20 protein-coding genes are annotated in these 23126 nt (G+C 60.4%); 9 read left to right on the top strand and 11 right to left on the bottom strand.

Annotated features, from left to right (window positions below; translation table 11 throughout):
• Window positions 1–167: 167 nt before the first annotated feature.
• The 3 genes from DK871_RS05270 (at window position 168) to DK871_RS05260 (ending at window position 3949) form a co-directional block, all read left to right on the top strand.
• Window positions 168–1343 (top strand): tetratricopeptide repeat protein, encoded by a 1176-nt coding sequence (locus DK871_RS05270; RefSeq protein WP_161904232.1) that lies wholly within the window; start codon window positions 168–170, stop codon window positions 1341–1343.
• 224 nt (window positions 1344–1567) lie between these two features.
• On the top strand, window positions 1568–3505 hold the full coding sequence (locus DK871_RS05265; RefSeq protein ID WP_161904231.1) for an ATP-dependent DNA helicase RecQ: 1938 nt from the start codon (window positions 1568–1570) through the stop codon (window positions 3503–3505).
• A gap of 12 nt (window positions 3506–3517) precedes the next feature.
• On the top strand, window positions 3518–3949 hold the full coding sequence (locus DK871_RS05260; RefSeq protein ID WP_161904230.1) for a thioesterase family protein: 432 nt from the start codon (window positions 3518–3520) through the stop codon (window positions 3947–3949).
• 146 nt (window positions 3950–4095) lie between these two features.
• Here DK871_RS05260 and DK871_RS05255 read toward each other — a convergent pair whose 3' ends face one another.
• The 3 genes from DK871_RS05255 to fdhD form a co-directional block, all read right to left on the bottom strand.
• Window positions 4096–4578, bottom strand: coding sequence for a glycine zipper domain-containing protein (locus tag DK871_RS05255; protein ID WP_161904229.1), 483 nt, complete (start codon window positions 4576–4578; stop codon window positions 4096–4098).
• A 348-nt stretch (window positions 4579–4926) separates the two neighbouring features.
• A complete protein-coding gene (locus DK871_RS05250) occupies window positions 4927–7275 on the bottom strand; it encodes an FdhF/YdeP family oxidoreductase (RefSeq protein ID WP_161904228.1) in 2349 nt (782 codons plus the stop codon).
• Complete coding sequence (fdhD, locus tag DK871_RS05245) at window positions 7272–8111, bottom strand: formate dehydrogenase accessory sulfurtransferase FdhD (protein ID WP_161904227.1); 840 nt, start codon at window positions 8109–8111, stop codon at window positions 7272–7274. The genes DK871_RS05250 and fdhD overlap by 4 nt, the downstream gene beginning before the upstream one ends.
• A 242-nt stretch (window positions 8112–8353) precedes the next feature.
• Here fdhD and lysM point away from each other — a divergent pair, with 242 nt between their 5' ends.
• Window positions 8354–8794, top strand: coding sequence for a peptidoglycan-binding protein LysM (gene lysM / locus DK871_RS05240; RefSeq protein ID WP_161904226.1), 441 nt, complete (start codon window positions 8354–8356; stop codon window positions 8792–8794).
• 127 nt (window positions 8795–8921) lie between these two features.
• On the opposite strand, the gene yrfG is transcribed toward lysM, so the two are convergent.
• On the bottom strand, window positions 8922–9587 hold the full coding sequence (yrfG, locus tag DK871_RS05235) for a GMP/IMP nucleotidase (RefSeq protein ID WP_161904225.1): 666 nt from the start codon (window positions 9585–9587) through the stop codon (window positions 8922–8924).
• Between the two features lie 87 nt (window positions 9588–9674).
• Here yrfG and nudE point away from each other — a divergent pair, with 87 nt between their 5' ends.
• Window positions 9675–10241, top strand: a complete 567-nt coding sequence (gene nudE, locus DK871_RS05230; protein WP_005783845.1) for an ADP compounds hydrolase NudE — start codon at window positions 9675–9677, stop codon at window positions 10239–10241.
• Window positions 10238–11074 (top strand): 3'(2'),5'-bisphosphate nucleotidase CysQ, encoded by an 837-nt coding sequence (cysQ, locus tag DK871_RS05225; RefSeq protein WP_044270548.1) that lies wholly within the window; start codon window positions 10238–10240, stop codon window positions 11072–11074. Before nudE ends, cysQ begins: the two co-directional genes overlap by 4 nt.
• A gap of 105 nt (window positions 11075–11179) precedes the next feature.
• Here cysQ and DK871_RS05220 read toward each other — a convergent pair whose 3' ends face one another.
• From DK871_RS05220 to rfbB, 7 genes are read right to left on the bottom strand one after another with little or no spacing between them, the layout of a single operon-like run.
• Window positions 11180–11635 carry a thioesterase domain-containing protein gene (locus DK871_RS05220; RefSeq protein WP_161904224.1) on the bottom strand — a complete coding sequence of 152 codons (456 nt, stop codon included), beginning with the start codon at window positions 11633–11635 and terminating at the stop codon, window positions 11180–11182.
• A 26-nt stretch (window positions 11636–11661) separates the two neighbouring features.
• Window positions 11662–13047, bottom strand: a complete 1386-nt coding sequence (locus DK871_RS05215; protein ID WP_161904223.1) for a sigma-54 dependent transcriptional regulator — start codon at window positions 13045–13047, stop codon at window positions 11662–11664.
• A complete protein-coding gene (locus DK871_RS05210) occupies window positions 13044–14852 on the bottom strand; it encodes an ATP-binding protein (RefSeq protein ID WP_056782632.1) in 1809 nt (602 codons plus the stop codon). The genes DK871_RS05215 and DK871_RS05210 overlap by 4 nt, the downstream gene beginning before the upstream one ends.
• Before the next feature lie 34 nt (window positions 14853–14886).
• Window positions 14887–15768 carry a dTDP-4-dehydrorhamnose reductase gene (gene rfbD / locus DK871_RS05205; protein ID WP_161904222.1) on the bottom strand — a complete coding sequence of 294 codons (882 nt, stop codon included), beginning with the start codon at window positions 15766–15768 and terminating at the stop codon, window positions 14887–14889.
• Entirely contained in the window at window positions 15765–16310 is a 546-nt protein-coding gene (gene rfbC / locus DK871_RS05200; RefSeq protein WP_094774393.1) for a dTDP-4-dehydrorhamnose 3,5-epimerase, read from the bottom strand. Before rfbC ends, rfbD begins: the two co-directional genes overlap by 4 nt.
• The gene (gene rfbA / locus DK871_RS05195) at window positions 16307–17182 is read right to left on the bottom strand and encodes a glucose-1-phosphate thymidylyltransferase RfbA (protein ID WP_161904221.1); all 876 of its coding nucleotides are present in this window, start codon (window positions 17180–17182) and stop codon (window positions 16307–16309) included. The genes rfbC and rfbA overlap by 4 nt, the downstream gene beginning before the upstream one ends.
• Window positions 17179–18261 (bottom strand): dTDP-glucose 4,6-dehydratase, encoded by a 1083-nt coding sequence (gene rfbB, locus DK871_RS05190; RefSeq protein ID WP_032894082.1) that lies wholly within the window; start codon window positions 18259–18261, stop codon window positions 17179–17181. The genes rfbA and rfbB overlap by 4 nt, the downstream gene beginning before the upstream one ends.
• Window positions 18262–18412: 151 nt before the next feature.
• Here rfbB and DK871_RS05185 point away from each other — a divergent pair, with 151 nt between their 5' ends.
• The 3 genes from DK871_RS05185 (at window position 18413) to DK871_RS05175 (ending at window position 23001) form a co-directional block, all read left to right on the top strand.
• Window positions 18413–21322 carry an aminotransferase gene (locus tag DK871_RS05185; protein WP_161904220.1) on the top strand — a complete coding sequence of 970 codons (2910 nt, stop codon included), beginning with the start codon at window positions 18413–18415 and terminating at the stop codon, window positions 21320–21322.
• Window positions 21323–21443: 121 nt separating this feature from the next.
• Window positions 21444–22550, top strand: a complete 1107-nt coding sequence (aguA, locus tag DK871_RS05180) for an agmatine deiminase (protein WP_161904219.1) — start codon at window positions 21444–21446, stop codon at window positions 22548–22550.
• Between the two features lie 235 nt (window positions 22551–22785).
• Window positions 22786–23001, top strand: coding sequence for a hypothetical protein (locus DK871_RS05175; protein ID WP_161904218.1), 216 nt, complete (start codon window positions 22786–22788; stop codon window positions 22999–23001).
• Window positions 23002–23126 lie beyond the last annotated feature (125 nt).

Below are 23126 nucleotides of genomic sequence, written 5' to 3'. Positions count from 1 at the left end.
CCTCTTGGAAAGCAAGGCTTGATTGTAGCGCAATGCGTAGCTCGGTAGGCGGGATAAAAACCCCGTCACAATCTGTATAAAAAATCTGCCAGCGAGCTCATTTCAGCGTATGTTTCACCGCAAAATCTTGTAGGGCGATTCCGCCCACTACTTAAAGGGAGTTAAGCATGGGTTTGCTTCGTGTCGCCTCGGCGATGTCTTTGTGTGCGGTGGCGTTTTCTGTCCAGGCCGAGCAGTTGCCGATTGAGGTACTGAGTGCGGTGGTCAAGGACCAGAAAATCGCCGATGCCGAAGTGTTGCTGCAACGTAACGGCGCACAGAACGTGGTGGGCCGTACCAACGCGCAAGGCCAGGTCACGCTGACCAGTGAGTCGGCGGACGATGCCAGCAACCTGCTGATCATCAAGAAGCCTGGCTATTCCAACCTGGTGGTGAAGTGCCCGTGCAAAGGCATGACCTATGCCATCAGCCCGGTGATGGAAAATCTCGACGGCCTGCGTGTGGTGTTGACCTGGGGCAAGGCTCCACGTGACCTCGACTCCCATATGATCTTCCCGGGCAATAACATCTTCTTCAACAATAAAAAGGGCACCGACGCCGAACTGGACGTGGATGACACCGACAGCTATGGCCCGGAAACCATCACCCTGCAGAAAAAGCATTACGGCGAAAGCTACGTCTATGCCGTGCACGACTATTCCAACAGCGGCTCTCCCACCTCCAGCGAGTTGTCCAACAGTGAGGCCAAGGTGTTCGTGTACATGGGGCAATCCCTGGTACGCACCTACTATGTGCCGCAGAACCGCACCGGCAACCTGTGGACCGTGTTCCGCATGACCGGCAGTGGCGACTTCCAGGACATCAACACCTTCACCGGCGTGAGAGTCGGCGCCGAAGATGTGCTCAACGAGGTCAAGCCGTTGCTGGATGACAGCGTGGCCGTCACCGCCGTGACGGTGAGCTCGTCGGTACAGGCCGATGCGAAAAAGCTGAACCTCAAGGGCGAAGCGGCCTACCAGGCCGGTAACCTGGACCAGGCCATCGACTTCTTCCGTCAAGCCATCGAGCTGGATAACGGCTTCGGCAAGGCTTACGGCAACCTGGGCCTGGCGTATCAGAAAGCCGGCAATACCGCGGAGTCGATCTGGGCCAACCGCAAGGCTATCGCCCTGGCGACCGGTACCAATGCCGCGACCGTGCGTGCCGGTGCTTACTACAACATTGCACGCATCTATGAAGCGGCCGGCCAGTTCCCGGATGCGTTGCGTCATTACCAGTTGGCCAAAGAGCAAAAGGCCAACCCGGTGTATGACACGGCGATTGAGCGGGTGCAGAACCGCTGATTCAGCTGTAGCTCGGTTGTGAAATGTGGGGGAGGGCTTGCCAGCTCCCACATTTTTGTCTGCTACGTCCTGCTACTTTCTCGGAAAATTCCCACTTCGGCCCTGGGCCATGCCTCCCCCTGTGTATCATCCTGTCTCTTTTTTCCTTGCGACCTTTCTCGATTCGCTGAGATTCCCAGGCTATGTTTTTGAGCCAACTCAGCGGTCAATGGAGTGACAGCCTTATGCACGACACCCTCCAGCAGGTCTTTGGTTACCCACACTTTCGCTTGGGCCAGGAAGAGACGGTCAGCGCCGTGCTGGCCGGGCGCTCTGCCGCCGCCATTTTTCCTACGGGGTCGGGCAAATCCTTGTGTTACCAGTTGTCGGCTGTGTTGCTGCCGCACCTGACGCTGGTAGTGTCGCCGTTGCTGGCGTTGATGCAGGACCAGTTGGGTTTCCTGCAGCGCCATGGTATTTCGGCGGGCAGTATCGACTCGGCCCAGAGCCGTGATGAGGCCAATGATGTCATGGCCCGTGCGCGATCGGGCGAGCTCAAGATTCTGATGATTTCCGTGGAGCGTTTGAAGAACGAGCGTTTCCGCAATTTCCTGAACAGCGTGCAGATCTCCTTGCTGGTGGTGGACGAGGCGCACTGTATTTCCGAGTGGGGGCACAACTTCCGCCCGGACTATTTGAAGCTGCCGGACTACCAGCGCCAGTTCAACATCCCGCAGGCGCTGTTGCTGACGGCCACGGCCACGCCCAAGGTGATCGCCGATATGCAGGCCAAGTTCGCCATTGCGGCCGGGGATGTAGTGACCACGGGCTTCTATCGGCCCAACCTCAACCTGCTGGTGGAACCGGTCAGCGGCCACGACAAACGCCGCAGGCTGGTGGAGTGGATGAAAGCGCGGGCCAACCAGCCGAGTATCGTCTACGTCACCTTGCAGAAAACCGCCGAGCAGATTGCCGAGCATCTGAACCGCCACGGTATTCAGGCCGAGGCTTATCACGCGGGGCTGCCCAACGAAAAGCGCGAGGGCATCCAGCAGCGTTTCATGGGCGGGCGTTCCAATTGCATTGTCGCAACCATCGCGTTTGGCATGGGCATCGACAAGAGTGACATCCGCAATGTCGTGCACTTCGACTTGCCCAAGTCCATCGAGAACTACAGCCAGGAGATCGGCCGCGCTGGGCGTGACGGGCAGCCATCGGATTGCCTGGTGCTGGCCAACCGCGACAGCCTCAATGTGCTGGAAAACTTCGTGTACGGTGACACGCCGGAGCAGGAAGGCATTCGTCGTGTGCTGGAGGAGTTGCAGGCGGCGCGTAGCGAAGGGCAGTGGGAGTTCTTGCTCAGGTCGCTGTCGGACCACAGCAATATTCGCGAGCTGCCGCTCAAGACACTCCTGGTGCAATTGGAGCTCAAGGGTGTGATTGCACCGCGCTATGCGTTTTATGCGGAATACCGTTTCAAATACCTGATCGAGCCCGAGGCCTTGCTCGCACGTTTTTCCGGCGAACGGCAGCAGTTTGTTGCGGCGATCATCCAGGTATGCAAGCGCGCTAAAACCTGGGCGACGGTGGATTTCGACGCGCTTTATCAACAGCACAATGCCGAACGTAGCCGGGTGGTGAAGGCGCTGGATTATTTTCAGGAGCAGGGCCTGATCGAACTCGAAAGCAAGCAGATGACTGAGGTCTACAGTTTGCTCGACACCGATTTTGACCCGCAGGCACTAAGCGCCGAGTTATACACAGGCTTCAAGCAGCATGAGGTGGCGGAGGTCGCGCGGATACACGCCATGCTCGACCTGTTCGCCACCGAGCATTGCCTGGGGCAACGCCTGGCGCACTACTTTGGTGATGAAAATGCGCCCCAGCGTTGCGGGCATTGTTCGGTGTGCCACGGCCAGGTTGCTCATCTGCCGGCACCGCCGAGCCTGCCGCCGCTTGTGGATAAAAACTTCATGGGGCTGTGCGGTGATTTTATCCACAGGCATCATGAGTACACGGGGCACTTGCCGAATGCGGAGCGTTTGACGCGTTTTCTTGGCGGTATCAGCGTACCGTTGTTTACCAAGTTGAAGGCGCGAGGCATTCCCGGTTTTGCTGCGCTGGAAGACTACCCCTACGCCGAGGTGCGCGACTGGGCCCATGCTCAATTGGATCAACTTTGACGAGACTTGCCGATGCCTGACTCAACGCCTGTGCGCAACGACTATCGCCACTTCCAGCCCATCACCACGCGTTGGCACGACAACGATGCCTACGGCCATGTGAATAACGTCACCTACTACAGCTTCTTCGACACAGCCGTTAATACCTACCTGATCGAACAGGGCGGGTTGGATATACATGACGGTGAGGTGGTGGGGTTTGTGGTGAGTTCGGCTTGCGATTATTTTGCGTCGATTGCTTTCCCTGAGCGCATTGAGATCGGCCTGCGAGTAGGCAAACTGGGCAATAGCTCGGTGCAGTATGAACTGGCGGTATTCAAGGCGGGTGAGCAGGAGGCGTGTGCGGCGGGGCGCTTTGTCCATGTGTTTGTGGACCGAGCGTCGAACCAGCCAGTGCCGATTCCGGGGATGTTGCGCGAGGCGATGCAGCGCTTGGTGGTATGAGGCACCTTCAAGCAACCCATACCAAATGTGGGAGCCGGGCTTGCCCGCGATTGCGTAGTATCAGGCAATACCTCTAAACCTGATTCACTGCTATCGCGGGCAAGCCCGGCTCCCACACTGGGTGTGTTCGTCAGAGCGCGTATTGATCAGTCGCGATAACGATGCTTGTTCTTGCGATGCCCATAGGCATGGCCGCGGCCTGGGTGGCCATCGCGGTAGTAGCGACGGTCGTCACGGTCGCGATCGCGGTAATGGCGATTGTCGCGATCACTTTCGTTACCCATGTAGTTGCCCAGCGCGCCGCCCGCGCCACCGCCGGCTGCCGAGCCGACCAATGCACCGGTACTGCCGCCGACGCTGCGACCCAAGACGTTGCCGCCGGCTGCGCCCAGTGCGCCACCGATGGCGGCTTCGCCACGGCTGCGCTTGTCTGCGCCGACCGCGCTACCGCCAGCGCCGCCCAGGGCCGCGCCGATGGTCGAACCGGTGTTGCCGCCCAGCTGCTGGCCGACAACGGAACCTAGAACCCCACCCAATGCGCCGCCTACACCGGCTTCAGTGGTGCCGCCTGCCATGGCTGCGCCACTGACCAGGCCAAGGGACAACAAGAGAATCGAGGAGAACTTCATTCAGGGAAACCTCAAGGGATGACGGCGCGATCCTGAGGTTGTATCGAGCCGCTGACAATCGAAATCCGACCGGCGGCAGAGGTTGTATACAATTTGCTAAGTTGCTGTTTTGTATGGGGAACTTAAGTCGTTTTTACGGGTCTTTAGCTACTTCGGAACGGCCGCTTTTATGCAAAAGCGGCCTTTTTTGTGCCTGTCGAATGTGTGGTGCTTGTGCTGGCCTCTCCGCGGGCAAGCCCGCTCCCACATTAGATCGGTTTACACAGTCTCAATGGTGAACCCATCCCAGTGTGGGAGCGGGCTTGCCCGCGAAAGCGGTAGTTCAAGCAACACACATCTCGGATCGAGTCAGGCCGAGCGCGCCATGATCAACCCGCTGTCACTCGCCGCCTCCAAGCGAATCGCAACAAACTTCGACGTCGGCGTATGGCTACCGTCGCCAGTGCTTTCCAACGGCACCAACGGGTTCACTTCTGGGTAGTAAGCCGCCGCCTGCCCCGCCGGAATATCAAATGCCAGCAGCGTAAAGCCCTTCACGCGGCGCTCACGGCCGTCTTCCCACAGCGACACGATGTCTGCCTTCTGCCCCGGCTTGAAGCCCAGGCGGATGATGTCGGCTTCGTTGACGAACAGCACGTCACGCTGGCCTTTGACCCCGCGATAACGGTCGTCCAGGCCATAGATGGTGGTGTTGTACTGATCATGGGAGCGCATCGACTGCATGATCAGGTCCGGCACCCGGCCCGTGGCGTGGGTGCGTTCGTGGATCAGGTCTTTGGGCAAGATGTTCGGGCGGAAGTTGGCGCGGCCCGACGGCGTGTTCCAGCGGCGTGCGCCGGCGGAGTTGCCCAGGTAGAAGCCACCTGGGTGTTTGATCTTCTCGTTGAAGTCCTTGAAGCCTGGGATGGTGTCGGCGATCAGGTCGCGGATGCGCCCGTAGTCAGCCACCAGCCAGTTCCAATCCACTGGCTTGCTGCCCAGGGTGGCGGCAGCAATGCCTGCCAGAATCGCCGGCTCGGACTTCATCAGTTTCGACAACGGTTGCAGTTGGCCGTTGGAGCCGTGGACCATGCTGAACGAGTCTTCCACCGTCACCGCTTGCGGGCCGTCGGCCTGGATGTCGATGTCGGTGCGGCCCAGGCACGGCAGGATCAACGCATCTTTACCGTGCATCAGGTGGCTGCGGTTGAGCTTGGTGCTGATCTGCACGGTCAGGTCGCAATTGCGCAGCGCTTCAAAGGTGCGCGTGCTGTCTGGCGTGGCTTGGGCAAAGTTGCCGCCCAGGCCGATAAAGACTTTGGAGCGGCCTTCAAGCATGGCATGAATCGCTTCCACCACGTTATGGCCATTGTCTCGCGGTACCTGGAACTGGAAACGACGCTCCAGCGCGTCCAGAAACGCCACCGGTGGGCGTTCGTTGATGCCCATGGTGCGATCGCCCTGCACGTTACTGTGGCCACGCACCGGGCACAGCCCGGCGCCTGGGCGGCCAATATTTCCGCGCAGCAGCATCAGGTTGGCGATTTCCTGGATGGTCGGCACCGAGTGGCGGTGCTGGGTAATCCCCATCGCCCAGCACATGATCACATTCTTGCCTTTGGCATACATGCGTGCCGCTTGTTCGATCTCCACCAGGGTCAGGCCGGACTGTTCGACGATCTCCTCCCACGAGGTGTCGTCAATCTGGCCCAGGTATTCCAGGACGTTGGCAGTGTGCTCATTGAGGAAGTCGTGGTCGAACACCGCTTCCTTGCCTTCGGCCAGGGCTTGGCGCTCCCACAGCAGCAGGAATTTGGCCATGCCGCGCAAGATAGCCATGTCGCCACCCAGCGCCGGGCGGAAGTAGGCGGTGTTGGTCGGCTTGTCACCGTTGGTGAGCATTTCCAGCGGATGTTGCGGGTGCTGGAAGCGCTCCAGGCCACGCTCTTTCAGTGGGTTGATACACACCACCTGGGCGCCGCGCTTCACTGCTTCGCGCAGCGGTTCAAGCATGCGTGGGTGGTTGGTGCCGGGGTTCTGGCCCCAGACGAAAATGGCATCGGCATGCTCGAAGTCATCAAAGGTCACGGTGCCTTTGCCCACGCCCACGCTCTGCGCCAGGGCTACGCCGCTGGCTTCGTGGCACATGTTCGAGCAGTCCGGGAAGTTGTTGGTGCCATAGGCGCGTACAAACAGCTGGTACAGGTAGGCGGCTTCGTTGCTGGCGCGGCCCGAGGTGTAGAACTCGGCCATGTTCGGGCTGGGCAGTGCGTTGAGGTGCTTGCCGACCAGGTCGAAGGCGGCTTCCCAACTGATGGGCGTGTAGCGATCGGTCTGGGCGTCATAGCGCATCGGCTCGGTCAGGCGGCCCTGATATTCCAGCCAATAGTCGCTTTGTTCCAGTAACGCCGTGACGCTGTGCTTGGCGAAGAACGCCGCATCGACGCGGCGCTTGGTGGCTTCCCAGTTGACGGCCTTGGCGCCGTTTTCGCAGAACTTGACCATGCCGCTTTCCGGCGAGTCGCCCCAGGCGCAGCCCGGGCAGTCGAAGCCGCCGTTCTGGTTGGTCTTGAGCATCATGCGCAGGTTTTTCAGGGCGTTGTCGCTGGTCAGCCAGGCTTGCGCCACGCTGATCAGGGCGCCCCAGCCACCGGCTGGGCCTTTGTAGGGCTTGTAGCGTGGGGTTGGGGTCTGGTCGGCTTGGTGGTGAAGGCTCATGGCTGGTGCTCCATCGCAGGGCTATAGACCCGTGGCGCGCTTTTTTGCGGCAGGTGGATGAGGTTGAGGTTGTGCCGGCGCGCCCATTGCAGGGCCAGGCCGGTGGGCGACGACAGGCTGACCAGGGTCTGGATGCCCGCGCGCAAAACTTTCTGAATCAATTCCAGGCTGCAGCGGCTGGTAACAATCGCCAGGCCGCCGTCGGTCGGAATCTTTTGGCGGATCAACGCGCCAATCAATTTATCCAGAGCGTTATGCCGACCGATGTCTTCGCGACCCATCAGCAATTCGCCCTGGCTGTTCATAAACACTGCCGCATGCACGGCACCGCTGTATTGGCCCAGGGGTTGGAATGCACTGATACGCTGGCGCAAGCCATCGAGCCACTGCGCCGGCGGCAAGGGCGCGCCGGGCAGTACCTGGAGGTCGGGCAATGCTTGCTCTACCGCTTCCACGCCACACAGGCCACAGCCGCTGGTGCCCGCCAATTGGCGGCGTTGCTGCTTGAGGTTCCAGAACGCACGGCTGGAAACCTGTACCTGAGCGTACTGGGCTGCGCCCGAACCGCTGATTTTCAGGTCATAAATGTCGTTGACGTCGGTGATAATGCCGCTGCCGAGGCTGAAACCTACAATGAAGTCTTCCAGGTCCGTAGGCGTCACTAGCATCACCGCCTGGCTGATATCGTTATAGGCAATCGCCAACGCCACTTCTTCGGCCAGCGCAGTGCTGGCGACTTCCGTGTGTTCAAGATTGCAATAGTGATAGCTCTGGCTGGCGACGGGCGCATTCGTTTCGAGAGCGGGCGCCGCGCAGTGAGGGCGCTTGGCGTTCATGGGGCAGTACCACCGGCGGATTGATCAGTGTTTAGACTAGGCGTGACAAAGGGTCGCGTCTAATCGCCAGTATTGATCTATTGATAGAGGGCGTCGATCAAGGTTCACCGGCGTTTTCGTCGGGCTTATTCCAGGCAGGGTTGATTGGGATACTTTTGAGTCTTTAGCCAGTCTGGAACCCAAGTCGGCAGGACTGGTCTAGTCTTGGGCATCTGATAAATAAACCCCAAGGAGAGCGCACCATGAGTCTATTAAGCTTTGTAAAGGAAGCCGGCGAGAAGTTGATCGACCTGTTGACGCCGGGTAATGCGAACGCCAGTGAGCAGTTGAAGGAGCATGTGAGCAAGGTGGGCCTGGGTAATCCAAACGTGCAGACCACGGTGGATGGCGACAAGGTCACAGTGACCGGTGAAGTGGCCACGCAGGAAGAGAAAGAAAAGATCCTGTTGGCGCTGGGCAACATTGCCGGTGTGGCAAGTGTGGATGACCAGATCACTGTCACTGGCCCTGCGGTTGCCGCTGCTCGTTTCGTCGTAGTGAAAAAGGGCGATACCCTCAGCGCGATTTCCCTGGCGGTGTACGGTAATGCCAACCAGTACAACAAGATCTTCGAGGCTAACAAGCCACTGTTGTCGCACCCGGACAAGATCTACCCAGGCCAGACACTGCGCATCCCTGAGTAATACGCAGGATAAAATGAGGAAGCTCGCCCTTTTGTAGGAGCGAGCTTGCTCGCGAAAAACTCACAGGCACCGCGTTTATCCAGGAAGCACGCGTTATCGTTGACGTTTTTCGCGAGCAAGCTCGCTCCTACATAAGTCCGGCAATGAGATCTCGATAATCCCCCACTGCTAAAAATTCTGCAGTGTCCTTTGGTCCTTTCTTGCTATCAGGCTCTTTCACGGCCAGTAAATGCCCTACACCGAAATCCCGAGCACTGCGCAGGATCGGCAAAGTGTCATCTATAAACAGGCTACGGGCCGGGTCAAACTGGATATCCGCTTGCAAGGCTTGCCAGAATTGCGGGTTTTCCTTGGGAAAACCGTAGTCGTGAGAGCTGATCAATCGCTCGAAATACGGCGCCAGTTCAATGCGTTCCAATTTCAATGACAGCGAATCACGATGAGCGTTGGTGATCATGATCACGCGCTTGCCGGCCTGTTTGATCGCCGCCAGGAACGTATCGGCATCCGGGCGCAGGGCGATCAGGTGGGCGGTTTCCAGCTTGAGTTCGCGCACCGGGATCTTGAGTTCGGTGGTCCAGAAATCCAGGCAATACCATTGCAACTGTCCGGCGTTACGCTCAAACAGCGGTTGCAGCTCCATCTCGGCCATGGCCAGGCTCACACCGTGCAGCTCGGCGTAGCGCTGGGGCAGGTGCTCCATCCAGAAGTGGTTGTCGTAATGCAGGTCGAGCAGGGTGCCGTCCATGTCCAGCAGGACGGTGTCGATGGCGTGCCAGGGCAGAGAGGGCATGGTGGGGTCTCATGTAAGTAAAGATATCCGACACAGACAATCGGAAAAGCCACGGTATAGTAACCCGATCACGCCAAGGAGCCGTTTATGCGCCAGAAACCCACTGTCCTCGCCCGCGAAATAGTCGCCAGTAGCCGTTTGTTCCGCGTGGAGGAAGTGCAATTGCGCTTTTCCAATGGCGTTGAGCGCACCTACGAACGTCTTGTGGGCCGCGGTGCGGGCTATGGCGCGGTGATGATTGTGGCGATGATCGATGAAGACCATGCATTGCTGGTGGAAGAATACTGCGGCGGCACTGACGAATATGAATTGTCATTACCCAAAGGCCTGATCGAGCCCGGCGAAGACGTACTGGCGGCGGCAGACCGCGAACTCAAGGAAGAGGCCGGCTATGGCGCACGGCAGTTGGAACACATCACCGAGCTGTCATTGTCGCCTGGTTATATGAGCCAGAAGATCCAGGTGGTGTTAGCTACCGATCTCTATGAAGAGCGCCTTGAAGGTGATGAGCCCGAGCCGATGCGGGTAGACCGGGTCAACCTGCGTGAGCTGTCGGCGTTGGCGCAAAACGAGCAATTCAGCGAAGGTCGCGCCCTGGCAGCGCTGTATCTGGTCAGAGACCTGTTGACCCAGCGTGGAGCGTTCAACGCATGAGCGAACTGTTTTTAGGCCACCCGTTTATCGCCCCGGTCATTGAACTGGCGCGCCAGGCCGGTGAAGCCATCCTGCCGTACTGGCGTGCCGACGTAGCCGTGACCTCCAAAGCGGACGATTCACCCGTGACGGCTGCCGACCTGGCTGCCCACCATCTGATTCTCGCAGGCCTCACCGCGCTGGACCCAAGCATTCCAGTGCTGTCTGAAGAGGATGCCGATATCGATCAGAGTGTGCGTGCCGGTTGGCAGCGCTGGTGGTTGGTGGACCCTTTGGATGGCACCAAGGAATTCATTTCTGGCAGTGAAGAATTCACCGTCAATATCGCCTTGATCGAACAGGGCCGCGTGGTGTTCGGCGTGGTGTCGATACCGACCACTGGCCGTTGCTACTTCGGCGGCGCGGGCCTGGGGGCTTGGCGTTCGGACGTCAATGCTGCGCCCAAGCAGATTCAAGTGCGTCAGACCAGGGCTGCGGGAGAAGCCTTTACCGTGGTGGCCAGCCGTCGTCATACCAGCCCTGAGCAGGAGCGCCTGTTGGATGGTTTGAGTGAAGGTTTGGGTGAGTTGAAGCTGGCGAATATCGGCAGCTCGTTGAAGTTTTGTTTGCTGGCCGAGGGCAGTGCCGATTGTTATCCGCGCCTGGCGCCGACCTCGCAGTGGGATACCGCAGCGGCCCAGGGTGTATTGGAAGGGGCAGGGGGGGAAGTGCTGGAGTTGAATGGCAAGCCGTTCAGCTACCCGGCGCGGGAATCGTTGCTGAATCCGTTCTTCCTGGCGTTGCCAGCCAAGGCGGCGTGGCGTGAGCGGCTGTTGACCCTCGCCAGATCATGACCCCTTTGTAGGAGCGAGCTTGCTCGCGAAAAACCTGAGAGCGCTGCGTTATCGTTGGCCTTTTTCGCGAGCAAGCTCGCTCCTACAGTACGTTGCCAGCGGTCGTTAGCGATGCAGCACGTATTGACCGGTAAAGATCACGGCGTGCTCTTCGCTGCCTTCATTCACTATCCACGTCTCCAGCGCCAACCGCGCCCGCCCATAGCGCTGAAAGGTCGCCACAAAGCGTTTCCACACCTTGTCCTGCGGCGCCGCGCAAATGGCTGTCGCGTCCTGGGTTACCGGCAACGGGTAGCTGATCTGCCCTTCCTGAATCACGATATGCCCGTCTTCAATCCCGGCTTCACGCAGCTTCAGGTGCAGCCAACCCCAACCCGCCAGCACCGCGCCGCAGTAGAGGCTGCCGCCAAACATGGTGCTCTTGTGGTTGATATTGGCCTGCAAGGGCAGGTGCAGTTGCAGTTGGTCGTGTTGCCAGTCGAGCACCTTGAGGCCCATTTCCCGGGTGAGTGGGATGTCATGGTGAAGGATGGATTCCAGGTAACGGCTGTCGCGGCTCATGGCGGCCTCTTTGTGGGTTGACGATGTCATTCGTCGTCGGCGCTCTGGCTGGTACTGTCGGCGAAGTTCAGGCCGTGTTTGCGCAGTTTGTCGTGCAAGGTTTTGCGCGGCACGCCCAGGGCTTCGGCGAGGCTGCGCACGGAGCTGTGGGGGCGGGTCAGTTCGGCGGCGATCAGGCTTTTTTCGAACTGTTCGACTTGCTCGCTCAGGCCTCCGGGTGTGGAGGTCAGGACCCCGGCGGCGGGGTGATCCTGGGTGTTATCCAAGGCCAGCTCCAGGCCGAGGGCGAAACGCTCCGCGGCGTTTTGCAGTTCCCGCACATTGCCCGGCCAGCTGTGGCGCAGCAACAGCGCGCGCTGGCCCGGTTGCAGTTCGTGCAAGGGCAGGCCGTGACGGCTGCTGGCCTCGTCGGCGAAGTGCTGGAACAGCATCAGCGCATCTTCACCCCGTTCACGTAGCGGTGGGATGCGCAGCGGCGCCACATTGAGGCGGTAATACAAGTCGGCACGGAAACGGCCCTGGTCAGCGGCCTGGCGCAGGTCTTCCTTGGTGGCGGCGATAATGCGGATATCCAGCGGGATCAGCTGATTGCCACCCAGGCGTTCCACTACGCGCTCCTGTAGAAGGCGCAGCAACTTGACCTGTACATCCAGGCTCATGCTTTCAATTTCATCCAGAAACAGCGTGCCGCCATTGGCAAACTCGAACTTGCCGATGCGGCGCTTTTGCGCGCCGGTAAACGCGCCGGGTTCATGGCCGAACAGTTCGCTTTCCACCACCGATTCCGCCAGTGCCCCGGCATTGATCGCCACAAACGGGCCGCTGCGTCGGCTTGAGAGGTCGTGCAGGGCGCGGGCGACGACCTCCTTGCCCGCCCCGGTTTCGCCGAGGATCAGCACATCGGCCTTGGTCGCGGCCAGTGCACCGATTTGCTCGCGCAGGCGCAACATCTGGGGCGAGTGCCCTACCAGCCGCGTGCTCAGTTGCTGGCGGTCGCTGAGGGCCAGGCGCAGGCTGCGGTTGTCCAGTACCAACCGACGCAGGGCCAGGGCACGACGCACGCTGTCGAGTAGCGCGTCACTGGCGAAGGGTTTTTCCAGGAAGTCATAGGCACCGGCACGCATGGCCTGCACCGCCAGCGGTACATCGCCGTGGCCGGTGATCAGCAGCACCGGCAGGTCGGGATCCTGGCCGTGCAGTTCGGCCAACAGCTCCAGGCCGTCCATGCCGGGCATGCGGATGTCGCTGACCACTACGCCCGGCCAGTCGCGAGACAAGCGAGCGGTGAGCCCGGTGGCTTCTCCCAAGGGCAGGACTTTCAGGCCGGCCAGGTCCAGGGTCTGGCACAGGGCCTGACGCAGGTGTGGATCGTCGTCGATCAACACCACCTGAATCGAGTTGTCGATACTCATACACTGCGGTCCTCGGACGGTTGCAGACTGACGCCCGGCGAGCCGGCACGCAATTTCAAGGTTAACAGCGCGCCGCCCTCCTTGTGGTTGGCGAACAACAGTTCGCCGCCGAAGGCGCGCATCAGGGTGTCGCAGATTGCCAGCCCTAGCCCCAGGCCCTGGGTGCGCGTCTTGGTGGTGTAGAACGGCTCACTGGCGCGGCCCAGGGCTTCCATGCAAAAGCCCGGGCCGTTGTCGCGAATATACAAGTTGACGCCTTGGGGCGTGGTTTCGGCACTCAGCCAGAGTCTGCGTGGCGGGCCTTTTTCGGTGAGGGCATCCAGGGCATTGGCCAGCAAGTTACCCAGCACCTGGCGCAGGCGGGTTTCACCGGCCTGCACCCACAGGGTCGCCTCTGGCAGGTCGCGGATCAACTCCACCTCCATCGAACGCCGACGCTTGGCCAGCAATGCCAGGGCGTCGTCGAGCGCCGGTTGCAAAGCCACGCTCTCTGGCGCATGCCGATCGCGGCGGGCGAATGCGCGCAGGTGGGCGATGATCGAGGCCATGCGCCCGGTCAATTCGCTGATCAGCTTGAGGTTGCCGCGGGCATCGTTGGTGCGCTCATGGTCGAGCAGGATCTCGGCGTTTTCGGCATAGCTGCGAATCGCCGCCAGTGGCTGATTCAATTCATGGCTGATACTCGCCGACATGGTGCCCAGCGCCGAGAGTTTACCGGCCTGGACCAAGTCGTCCTGGGCGCGCACCAGTTCTTGCTGGGCATGCTCGCGCTCCAGCACTTCCTGTTTCAGGCGCCGGTTCAGGCCCTCCAGGTCGCTGGTACGCTCGGCCACGCGCATCTCCAACTCGCGGCGGGCCTTGGCTTCGAAGGCGATGCGTTCCAGGTAGTGCCGGCGGCGCTGCATCAGCAACCCCAGCAACAGCATCAGCACCAACAACGTGGCGCCGCCCACGGCGACGACCGTGCGCACCGGACGGTTGATCAGCGAGCGCGGCGCGAGGATTTCCACGTTCCAGCCGGTCTCGGCGATGGCCGTGGATTGGCGCAGCCAGGCGCTGCTGCTGAGGCTCAGCGGCTGCGGGTCGCGGGTGGGGTAGGGCTGGATGGCAACGATGGCCTCGCGTTCTTCGGCGGTTAGTGGCCGAGTGGCGCGGAATCGCCATTGCGGGCGTGAGGTGAGGATCACCACGCCGTTATGGTCGGTGACCAACAGTTGTTCCGGGGTATTGCCCCACAGGCTTTCGGTGTGGTCCAGGTCGACCTTCACCACCAGCACGCCGATGATGGTGTCGCCGTCACGCACCGCGGCAGCGAAGAAGTAGCCGCGCTTGGCCGAGGTGGTGCCCAGGCCGAAGAAGCGTCCCAGGCGCCCGGCCATGGCCTCGCTGAAATACGGACGGAAGGAGAAGTTGCGCCCGACAAAGCTGTCTTGTTTGTCCCAGTTGGACGCGGCGAGGGTCTTGCCGGTGGTGTCCATCAAATACATCACCTCTACCCCGGCCTGGGCGGCGACGTCCTTGAGCAACTGGTTGGCGCTGACCAGGTGGGTGCTGACGTGGGGCGCGTCCAATGCGGTGCGCAGGGCCGGCAAGTCACCGAGGATTTGCGGCAGTATTTCGTAGCGATGCAGGGTGCCCAACAAGTTGGCGACGTAGAGGTCGAGGGTCTGGCGGTTTTGCCCGGCCAGCTCGCTGCGGTAATAGCGCTCGGCCAAATGCTCCAGCGGCCACAACAGCGGCGCCAGGCACAGAGCCAGTAGGGCGAGGCTGCGCCAGCGGGGTCTTCGCGCAAGGGGTGGGGTCATGTAAGTCGCGCCTGTGGGTACAGGCGCATTATGCCTAGTGCTGCTGTGCAAGACACTCGTGCAATGCGTCTTGCCACTGTGGCTGGCTGACGTGCCATTGCAGTTGCAGGCGCGTGCAGTCCAGGCGCGAGTTCAGCGGGCGCTTGGCGGGGGTCGGGTAGGCGCTGGAAGGGATCGGCTCCAGCTCGGCACAGGCCTTGCCCTCGGCGCGCAGTTGCTCGCCAATCGCCTCGGCAAAACCGAACCACGAGGTTTCACCCTGGGCAGTAAGGTGGTAAACACCCCAATCCCCAGCCTTACCGGCCTGCCACTGCTCGATCAGCAAACGGGTGCTGTTGGCGATGGTACCGGCCCAGGTCGGCGCACCGATCTGGTCGGCCACGATGCGCATCTGCGGTTTTTCCTGCAGCAGGCGCTGCATGGTCAGCAGGAAATTCTTGCCATGGCTCGAATAGACCCAGCTGGTACGCAAGATCAGGTACTGGCCACCTACCGCCGCAATCGCCTGCTCACCCGCCAGCTTGCTCTGGCCGTAGACACCCAATGGGTTGGGCGTGTCGTCTTCGGTGTAGGCGGCAGGTTTGCTGCCGTCGAACACGTAGTCGGTCGAATAATGGATCAGCGGGATACCCAGGGCCTTGGCTTCCTCGGCGAGGATGCCGGGGGCGATGGCATTGATGGCGAACGCAGCGTCCGGTTCGCTCTCGGCCAGATCGACGGCGGTGTGGGCCGCCGCGTTGATGATCAGGCCAGGGCGATGGGCGCGCACTTGTTGGCGGATGAGGTCTGCGTTCGCCAGGTCAAGCTGGTCGCGGCCCAGGACGATAAGTTCGCCCAGGCCCTGGAGCCGCTGTTGCAGCTCCTGGGAGACTTGGCCGTGTTGGCCGGTGATGAGGATTTTAAGTGAGGTGGTCACGGGAACAGGTCCGCGTCTTTCAGGTTTTTACCGTTTTGATCCTTGGCAGACAAAGTGGGTGGCCCCGCCAACTGCCAATCAATATTCAGTTCAGGATCGTCCCAGCGAATGCACCGCTCCGCAGACGGCGTGTAGTAATCCGTGGTTTTGTAGAGGAATTCAGCGTATTCGCTGAGTACTACAAAACCGTGGGCGAAGCCCGGTGGAATCCACAGCTGGCGGTTATTGTCGGCAGATAGGCGCACGCTGGCCCATTTGCCGAAATGTGGTGAGCTGCGGCGGATATCCACCGCAACGTCCAGTACCTCTCCGGCGGTTACACGCACCAATTTCCCCTGGGCGTGTTCGACCTGATAGTGAAGGCCTCGCAGCACGCCCTTTTGCGAGCGCGAATGGTTGTCCTGCACAAATTGCAGTTCCAGGCCGCTGGCCTGAGCAAAATCCCGGGCATTGAAACTTTCGTAGAAAAAGCCACGTTCATCGCCAAAAACCTTGGGCTCGATGATCAATACACCGGGCAGTTCAGTGGCGTTCACATTCATTTAGGATTCCCAGCGAGAGAGTACAAGTACTGACCATAGCCGGTCTTGCCAAAGTACTTGGCACGCTCCAGCAGATAATCACGATTGATCCAGCCATTTTCGTAAGCGATCTCTTCCAGGCAGGCTACTTTCAAACCCTGGCGGTGCTCGATGGTCTGAACGTAGGTCGAGGCTTCCAACAGGCTGTCATGGGTGCCGGTATCGAGCCAGGCGAACCCACGGCCGAAGCGTTCAACGTGCAGATCGCCACGTTGGAGGTAGGCATTGTTGACGTCGGTGATCTCCAGTTCGCCGCGTGGCGAAGGTTTGACCGCCTTGGCGATCTTGATCACGTCGTTGTCGTAGAAGTACAGGCCGGTCACCGCGTAGTGGGACTTGGGTTTAGCCGGTTTTTCTTCGATGGACAGGGCGCGGCCTTCGCTATCGAAGTCAATCACACCGAAACGCTCAGGGTCTTTGACCCAGTAGCCAAATACCGTGGCGCCCGAAGGGCGTTCGGCGGCGGTGCGCAGTTGATCGCCAAAATGCTGGCCGTGGAAGATGTTGTCGCCCAGGATCAAGCACACAGGGTCATCGCCGATGAACTCTTCACCGATGATAAACGCTTGGGCCAAGCCATCCGGCGACGGCTGCTCCGCGTAGCTGAAGCGCACGCCGAACTGGCTGCCATCGCCTAGCAGGTTCTGGTATTGCGGCAAGTCCACTGGGGTGGAGATCACCAGGATGTCCTTGATCCCTGCCAGCATCAGTACCGAGATCGGGTAGTAGATCATCGGCTTGTCATACACCGGCAACAACTGTTTGGACACGCCCAGGGTAATGGGGTGCAAACGCGTGCCGGAACCGCCGGCCAATACAATTCCCTTCATCATGCGATCAAATCCTTCACGTCAGTATTGCCCAGTCGTTCACCTTGATAACTGCCGTCCTGGACCCTGCGGCACCATTCCAGATTATCGAGGTACCACTGCACGGTTTTGCGCAGGCCGGTCTCGAAGGTTTCTTCCGGGACCCAGCCCAGTTCGCGTTCGATTTTGCTGGCATCGATGGCGTAGCGTTGGTCGTGGCCCGGGCGATCCTTGACGAAGGTGATCAGGTCGGTGAATTTCTCCACGCCGGCTGGGCGTTGTGGCGCCAGTTCTTCCAGCAGGGCGCAAATGCCACGTACCACGTCGATGTTTTTCTGTTCGTTGTGGCCGCCGATATTGTAGGTCTCGCCCACAACCCCAGTGGTTACCACTTTGAGCAGTGCCCGGGCGTGATCCTCGACGAACAGCCAGTCACGCACCTGCAGACCATCGCCATATACCGGCAGTGGCTTGCCCGCCAGGGCGTTGAGAATCACCAGCGGGATCAATTTTTCGGGGAAGTGGAACGGCCCGTAATTGTTCGAGCAGTTGGTCAACAGCACCGGCAGGCCATAGGTGCGCTGCCAGGCGCGTACCAAGTGGTCAGACGCTGCCTTGCTCGCGGAATACGGCGAGCTCGGTGCGTACGGCGTGGTCTCGGTGAAGAGATCGTCCACGCCGTGCAGGTCGCCATACACCTCGTCAGTGGAGATGTGGTGGAAACGGAACGCACTTTTTGCCGGCTCTGCCAGCTTCTGCCAATAGGCGCGCGTGGCTTCCAGCAGGCTGTAGGTGCCGACGATATTGGTCTGGATAAAATCCGACGGACCGTCAATGGAGCGGTCAACGTGGGACTCGGCCGCCAGGTGCATGATCGCATCGGGTTCGAAGCGTGCGAGCACGGCGCTGACGGTGGCCTGGTCGATGATATCGGCCTGGACAAACTCATAGCGGCTGTTGGACGCGATGCTGGCCAGCGACTCAAGGTTGCCGGCGTAAGTCAGCTTATCCAGGTTGAGCACTTCATGCTCAGTGTGTTGAATCAAGTGCCGGATCAGGGCCGAGCCAATAAATCCGGCACCGCCGGTGATGAGAATGCGCATGTCGAGGGCCTTTTCCTTAGACGGACACTGGGCGAAAGTAGCATAGCTTGAGTTGTGAATCGGGCCGGCGCAAGCACCGTGAGCAGAAGGGGTTGATTAACGCCACAGAACAATGGCGATATAGACGCCTGAAAAAACAAAGGTCGTCACAATGTCGTTAGCCACGTTGACCCACCGTGCCAGCTTGCCTTGCCCACAAGTCACCCCCGAGCAGGCAGCACACCTGCTCGATCGACACTATGGACTGACGGGCAAATTACGCTCATTGGGCAGCCAACAAGACCTCAACTACAGAATTGACAGCACGCGGGGCCGTTTCGTTCTGAAAATCTGCCGGGGTGACTACGCCGCGGTTGAACTCCAGGCTCAGCATGCGGCCCTCAACAACTTGGGTACGCATGCCGGCTTGCGCGTGCCCAAGGTCATCCAGACCGTGAAAGGCGAGGAGTTGCTGACGGTCAACCTCGATGGCCAAACCCTGCACCTGCGGCTGTTGGACTACATCGACGGCCAACCCCTGACGCATCTGCCCCACCTGAGCCGCACCGTGATCGAAGGCTTTGGTGAGCTGTGCGGGCAGATGAGCCTCGCACTGGCAGGGTTTGAGCACCCGGGCCTGGAGCGCACCCTGCAATGGGACCCGCGCCACGCCCAGGCATTGATCATCCACCTGCTGGCGACCTTGCCCGACCTGCCGCACCGTGCCGCATTGGAGCAGGTGGCCAGGCAGGTCGAGGCGCATGTGCAGCCGTTGGCGGCACGCCTGCCCTGGCAAGCGGTGCACATGGACATCACCGACGACAACGTGATGTGGCAGCGTGATGCCCAGCGGCACTGGCGTATACAAGGCGTGATCGATTTCGGCGATCTGGTGCTCACCTGGCGAATTGCCGATCTGTCGGTGACCTGCGCGGCGCTGTTGCACCATGCCGACGGTGATCCGTTTGCCCTCTTGTCGGCGATCCAGGCCTTTCGCGCGGTCACGCCCTTGCGGCGAGAAGAGTTAGAGGCGCTGTGGCCGTTGATCGTCGCTCGCGCGGCAGTGTTGGTGCTCAGCAGTGAGCAGCAGCAACGCCTGGACCCGGATAACGCTTATCTAAAGAAAAACGCCGAACACGAGTGGGAAATTTTCGATATCGCCACGTCGGTGCCCTTTGAACTCATGCAAGCGGCGATTCTGCGCAGCGTCGGCGAAACATTACCGCCCGTCGCCATCCAAGACTTCGCGCCTTTATTGCCAGGCTTGGTGGGGCGCGAGTTCGCGCTGATCGACCTGGGCGTACTCAGCCCGCATTTCGAGGCTGGCAATTGGGAGACTCCCGGCATAGATCGACGCTTGCTGGATGAAGCGGCGACGGTGCATGGGCTGGCGGCCAGTCGTTACGGGCAATACCGCTTGTCGCGCACCCGTCCCGACAGTGCGGTGGAGCCCGAGACCTTTCCCCTGCATGTCGAGCTGCATCTGCCCCACGGCACGGTTTTGGAGGCGCCCTTTGCGGGAACGCTGCGCGAAGGCACCGACGGCTTACTGTGTTTGCATAGCAGTGGGCTGAGCCTGCGCCTGTGGGGCGTGCGCACATCACTCAAGCCCGGCGCAACGCTGGTCAAAGGGCAGGTGCTGGGCGAGGTTCATGCGCCGTTGACCGTGCAGTTGTGCCGCGCCGACCTTGAACCGCCACTGTTCTGCACACCTTCCCGGGCGTTGGCGTGGCAGGCATTGTGCCCGTCACCCGCGGCGCTGTTGGGCCTGGCCTGTGATGCTGAGTCGGAACTGGACCCAGAGGCCCTGCTGGCCCGGCGTGATGCCAGCTTTGCCCGCTCCCAGAAGCACTACTACGCCGACCCGCCGCGTATCGAGCGTGGCTGGCGTAACCACCTGATCGATATGCAGGGCCGATCCTACCTCGACATGCTCAACAACGTGGCCGTGCTGGGCCATGGCCACCCGCGCATGGCTGAAGTGGCAGCGCGGCAGTGGTCGTTGCTCAACACCAACTCGCGGTTTCACTATGCGGCAATTGCCGAGTTCTCCGAGCGCCTGCTGGCGTTGGCGCCGGAGGGCATGGACCGGGTGTTCCTGGTCAACAGCGGCACCGAGGCCAATGACCTGGCGATTCGCCTGGCCTGGGCCTACAGCGGCGGGCGCGACATGCTCAGCGTGCTGGAGGCCTATCACGGTTGGTCGGTGGCGGCGGATGCCGTGTCCACGTCGATTGCCGATAACCCCCAGGCCTTGAGCAGCCGCCCGGATTGGGTGCACCCAGTGACCGCGCCCAATACCTACCGCGGTGAGTTCCGAGGGCCGGACAGCGCGCCGGACTATGTACGAAGCGTGGAGCATAACCTGGCGAAAATCGCCGCGAGCCAGCGTCAATTGGCCGGGTTCATCTGTGAGCCGGTGTACGGCAATGCCGGCGGCATCTCCCTGCCAGCGGGTTACCTGCAACAGGTATATGGCTTGGTCCGTGCCCAGGGTGGCGTGTGCATCGCCGACGAAGTGCAGGTGGGTTACGGCCGCATGGGGCATTTCTTCTGGGGGTTTGAACAGCAGGGAGTGGTGCCCGACATCATCACCATGGCCAAAGGCATGGGCAACGGCCAACCGTTGGGCGCAGTGATCACCCGCCGAGAAATTGCCGAGGCGCTGGAGGCCGAGGGTTACTTCTTCTCGTCATCCGGAGGCAGCCCGGTCAGCTGCCGGATCGGCATGGCAGTGCTGGACGTGATGGAAGAGGAAAAACTGTGGGAAAACGCCCAAGTGGTAGGCGGGCACTTCAAGGCGCGACTGGAGGAATTGATCGACCGCCATCCACTCGTCGGTGCTGTACACGGTTCGGGATTCTATCTGGGCCTTGAACTGGTGCGTGATCGCCATACCCTCGAACCTGCGACCGCAGAAACCGCCTTGTTGTGTGATCGTCTGCGTGAGTTAGGGATTTTCATGCAGCCCACCGGGGATTACCTGAATATCCTCAAGATCAAGCCGCCGATGGTCACTTCCCGGCGCAGCGTGGATTTCTTTGTGGACATGCTGTCGAAAGTGCTGGATGAGCAACTGTGATTTGTCGATGGTTATCGGCTATTTTTTGCATATCGGAGCACCTATCATGTTTTTAGGCTGTTAAAGCCGATTTTTATCCATTATAAAGTTGCCTTTCACCCTATTCGGAGCCCTGATCGCCATGACCACCTTGCACAGTACACCTCGCGCCGATGGCTTTCACATGCCTGCCGAATGGGCGCCCCAGACCCAGACCTGGATGATCTGGCCCGAGCGCCCAGACAACTGGCGCCTGGGCGGCAAGCCTGCGCAGGCGGCCCATGTGGCGGTGGCCAAGGCCATCGCGCGTTTTGAGCCGGTGACTGTCGCGGTTTCCGCCGGCCAGTATGAAAACGCCCGTGCCCGCCTGGACGTACCCAATATCCGCTTGGTGGAAATGTCCAATGACGACGCCTGGGTTCGCGACACCGGCCCGACTTTCGTGATCAACGGCAGTGGTGAAGTACGGGGTGTGAACTGGGACTTCAACGCCTGGGGTGGGTTTGACGGCGGCCTGTATTCGCCGTGGAACCGCGATTCCCAGGTGGGAGGCAAGATTCTCGAGATGGAGCGCGCACCGCGTTACCGCACTGAAGGCTTTGTGCTTGAAGGCGGCTCGATTCATGTCGACGGCGAAGGCACCCTGATCACCACCGAAGAATGCCTGTTGAACCGCAACCGCAACCCGCACCTTGATCGTGCGGCCATTGAGGCGGTGCTCAGCGATAACCTGGCTGTGGATAAGATCATCTGGCTGCCGGATGGCCTTTTCAACGACGAAACCGACGGCCATGTGGATAACTTCTGCTGCTACGTGCGCCCGGGCGAAGTGCTGTTGGCCTGGACCGATGACCCGCAAGACCCGAACTACCCACGCTGCCACGCAGCCATGGATGTGCTGCAAAGCAGCACCGACGCCCGGGGCCGCTCGTTCATCGTGCATAAAATGCCGATCCCGGGCCCGTTGTATGCCACTGAGGAGGAATGCGCCGGGGTAGACCTGGTTGACGGCAGCCAGGAGCGTAATCCGACCGTGCGGTTGGCCGGTTCCTACGTCAACTTCCTGATCGTCAACGGCGGCATCATCGCGCCGAGTTTCGATGACCCGTTGGACGACCAGGCCAAGCAAATCCTGCAGAACCTCTTCCCACAGCATGAAGTGGTGATGGTGCCGGGCCGCGAACTGTTACTGGGTGGGGGCAATATCCATTGCCTGACCCAACAGCAGCCAGCCCCGCAGCGAAAGTGAGTGCAGTTGTAACAGTGCCTTGATGGCGTACGAGCACTGCGCCATTGCAGTGCTCCCCGCAAGCCCGCGACCCAGCCCGGTCGCGGGCTTTTTCATGCCTGTATGCCAATGAACAGGGCACATTGGCATAGCTCTTGTATCGCTGGGGTTACAGTGGCCCATGGGGGATGACCGCGCAGTTCTGTCACAAACCTTGAGTAAGTTAGCCGCTCACGCAGCAGGAGAGAGCGCTGAAATGAATGCCGATGTCCACCTGATGAACACGCGTACGTTCCACCCTTTGCGGGTCGACGGAGAGGCCATCCATGCGCTGGCGCTTTGGTTGAAGGCAAACGGCTCGCGACAGGTCAGGCAAGCGCCTGACTTGCGCAGCGTGATGAGTGAGCGCTACCCGGTGGGGTTGTTCACGGAGGATGAGGTGCAGGCGTTGTGCGAGTTGATGAGCAACTGACAGAACGCCGAAATCTAAATGTGGGAGCTGGCTTGCCTGCGATAGCGGCGTATCAGCCGACAGAGGGGATGCTGGCCCACCGCAATCGCAGGCAAGCCAGCTCCCACACAAACCGTATTTTCACA

Source organism: Pseudomonas sp. L13 (assembly GCF_009935965.1).
Classification (GTDB): Bacteria; Pseudomonadota; Gammaproteobacteria; order Pseudomonadales; family Pseudomonadaceae; genus Aquipseudomonas; species Aquipseudomonas lactis.
The sequence above is the reverse complement of the archived record's forward strand: the minus strand, read 5'-3'. Positions and strand labels throughout refer to the sequence as shown.

Coding starts and splice junctions, on each gene's coding strand:
- rfbB (WP_032894082.1), bottom strand. CDS start 18,261: ATGCGCATTCTCATCACCGGCGGTGCCGGATTTATTGGCTCGGCCCTG.
- DK871_RS05260 (WP_161904230.1), top strand. CDS start 3,518: ATGCCTGACTCAACGCCTGTGCGCAACGACTATCGCCACTTCCAGCCC.
- rfbC (WP_094774393.1), bottom strand. CDS start 16,310: ATGAATGTGAACGCCACTGAACTGCCCGGTGTATTGATCATCGAGCCC.
- aguA (WP_161904219.1), top strand. CDS start 21,444: ATGACCACCTTGCACAGTACACCTCGCGCCGATGGCTTTCACATGCCT.
- rfbA (WP_161904221.1), bottom strand. CDS start 17,182: ATGATGAAGGGAATTGTATTGGCCGGCGGTTCCGGCACGCGTTTGCAC.
- DK871_RS05220 (WP_161904224.1), bottom strand. CDS start 11,635: ATGAGCCGCGACAGCCGTTACCTGGAATCCATCCTTCACCATGACATC.
- DK871_RS05265 (WP_161904231.1), top strand. CDS start 1,568: ATGCACGACACCCTCCAGCAGGTCTTTGGTTACCCACACTTTCGCTTG.
- DK871_RS05185 (WP_161904220.1), top strand. CDS start 18,413: ATGTCGTTAGCCACGTTGACCCACCGTGCCAGCTTGCCTTGCCCACAA.
- DK871_RS05215 (WP_161904223.1), bottom strand. CDS start 13,047: ATGAGTATCGACAACTCGATTCAGGTGGTGTTGATCGACGACGATCCA.
- fdhD (WP_161904227.1), bottom strand. CDS start 8,111: ATGAACGCCAAGCGCCCTCACTGCGCGGCGCCCGCTCTCGAAACGAAT.
- DK871_RS05250 (WP_161904228.1), bottom strand. CDS start 7,275: ATGAGCCTTCACCACCAAGCCGACCAGACCCCAACCCCACGCTACAAG.
- DK871_RS05210 (WP_056782632.1), bottom strand. CDS start 14,852: ATGACCCCACCCCTTGCGCGAAGACCCCGCTGGCGCAGCCTCGCCCTA.
- cysQ (WP_044270548.1), top strand. CDS start 10,238: ATGAGCGAACTGTTTTTAGGCCACCCGTTTATCGCCCCGGTCATTGAA.
- DK871_RS05255 (WP_161904229.1), bottom strand. CDS start 4,578: ATGAAGTTCTCCTCGATTCTCTTGTTGTCCCTTGGCCTGGTCAGTGGC.
- DK871_RS05270 (WP_161904232.1), top strand. CDS start 168: ATGGGTTTGCTTCGTGTCGCCTCGGCGATGTCTTTGTGTGCGGTGGCG.
- yrfG (WP_161904225.1), bottom strand. CDS start 9,587: ATGCCCTCTCTGCCCTGGCACGCCATCGACACCGTCCTGCTGGACATG.
- lysM (WP_161904226.1), top strand. CDS start 8,354: ATGAGTCTATTAAGCTTTGTAAAGGAAGCCGGCGAGAAGTTGATCGAC.
- DK871_RS05175 (WP_161904218.1), top strand. CDS start 22,786: ATGAATGCCGATGTCCACCTGATGAACACGCGTACGTTCCACCCTTTG.
- nudE (WP_005783845.1), top strand. CDS start 9,675: ATGCGCCAGAAACCCACTGTCCTCGCCCGCGAAATAGTCGCCAGTAGC.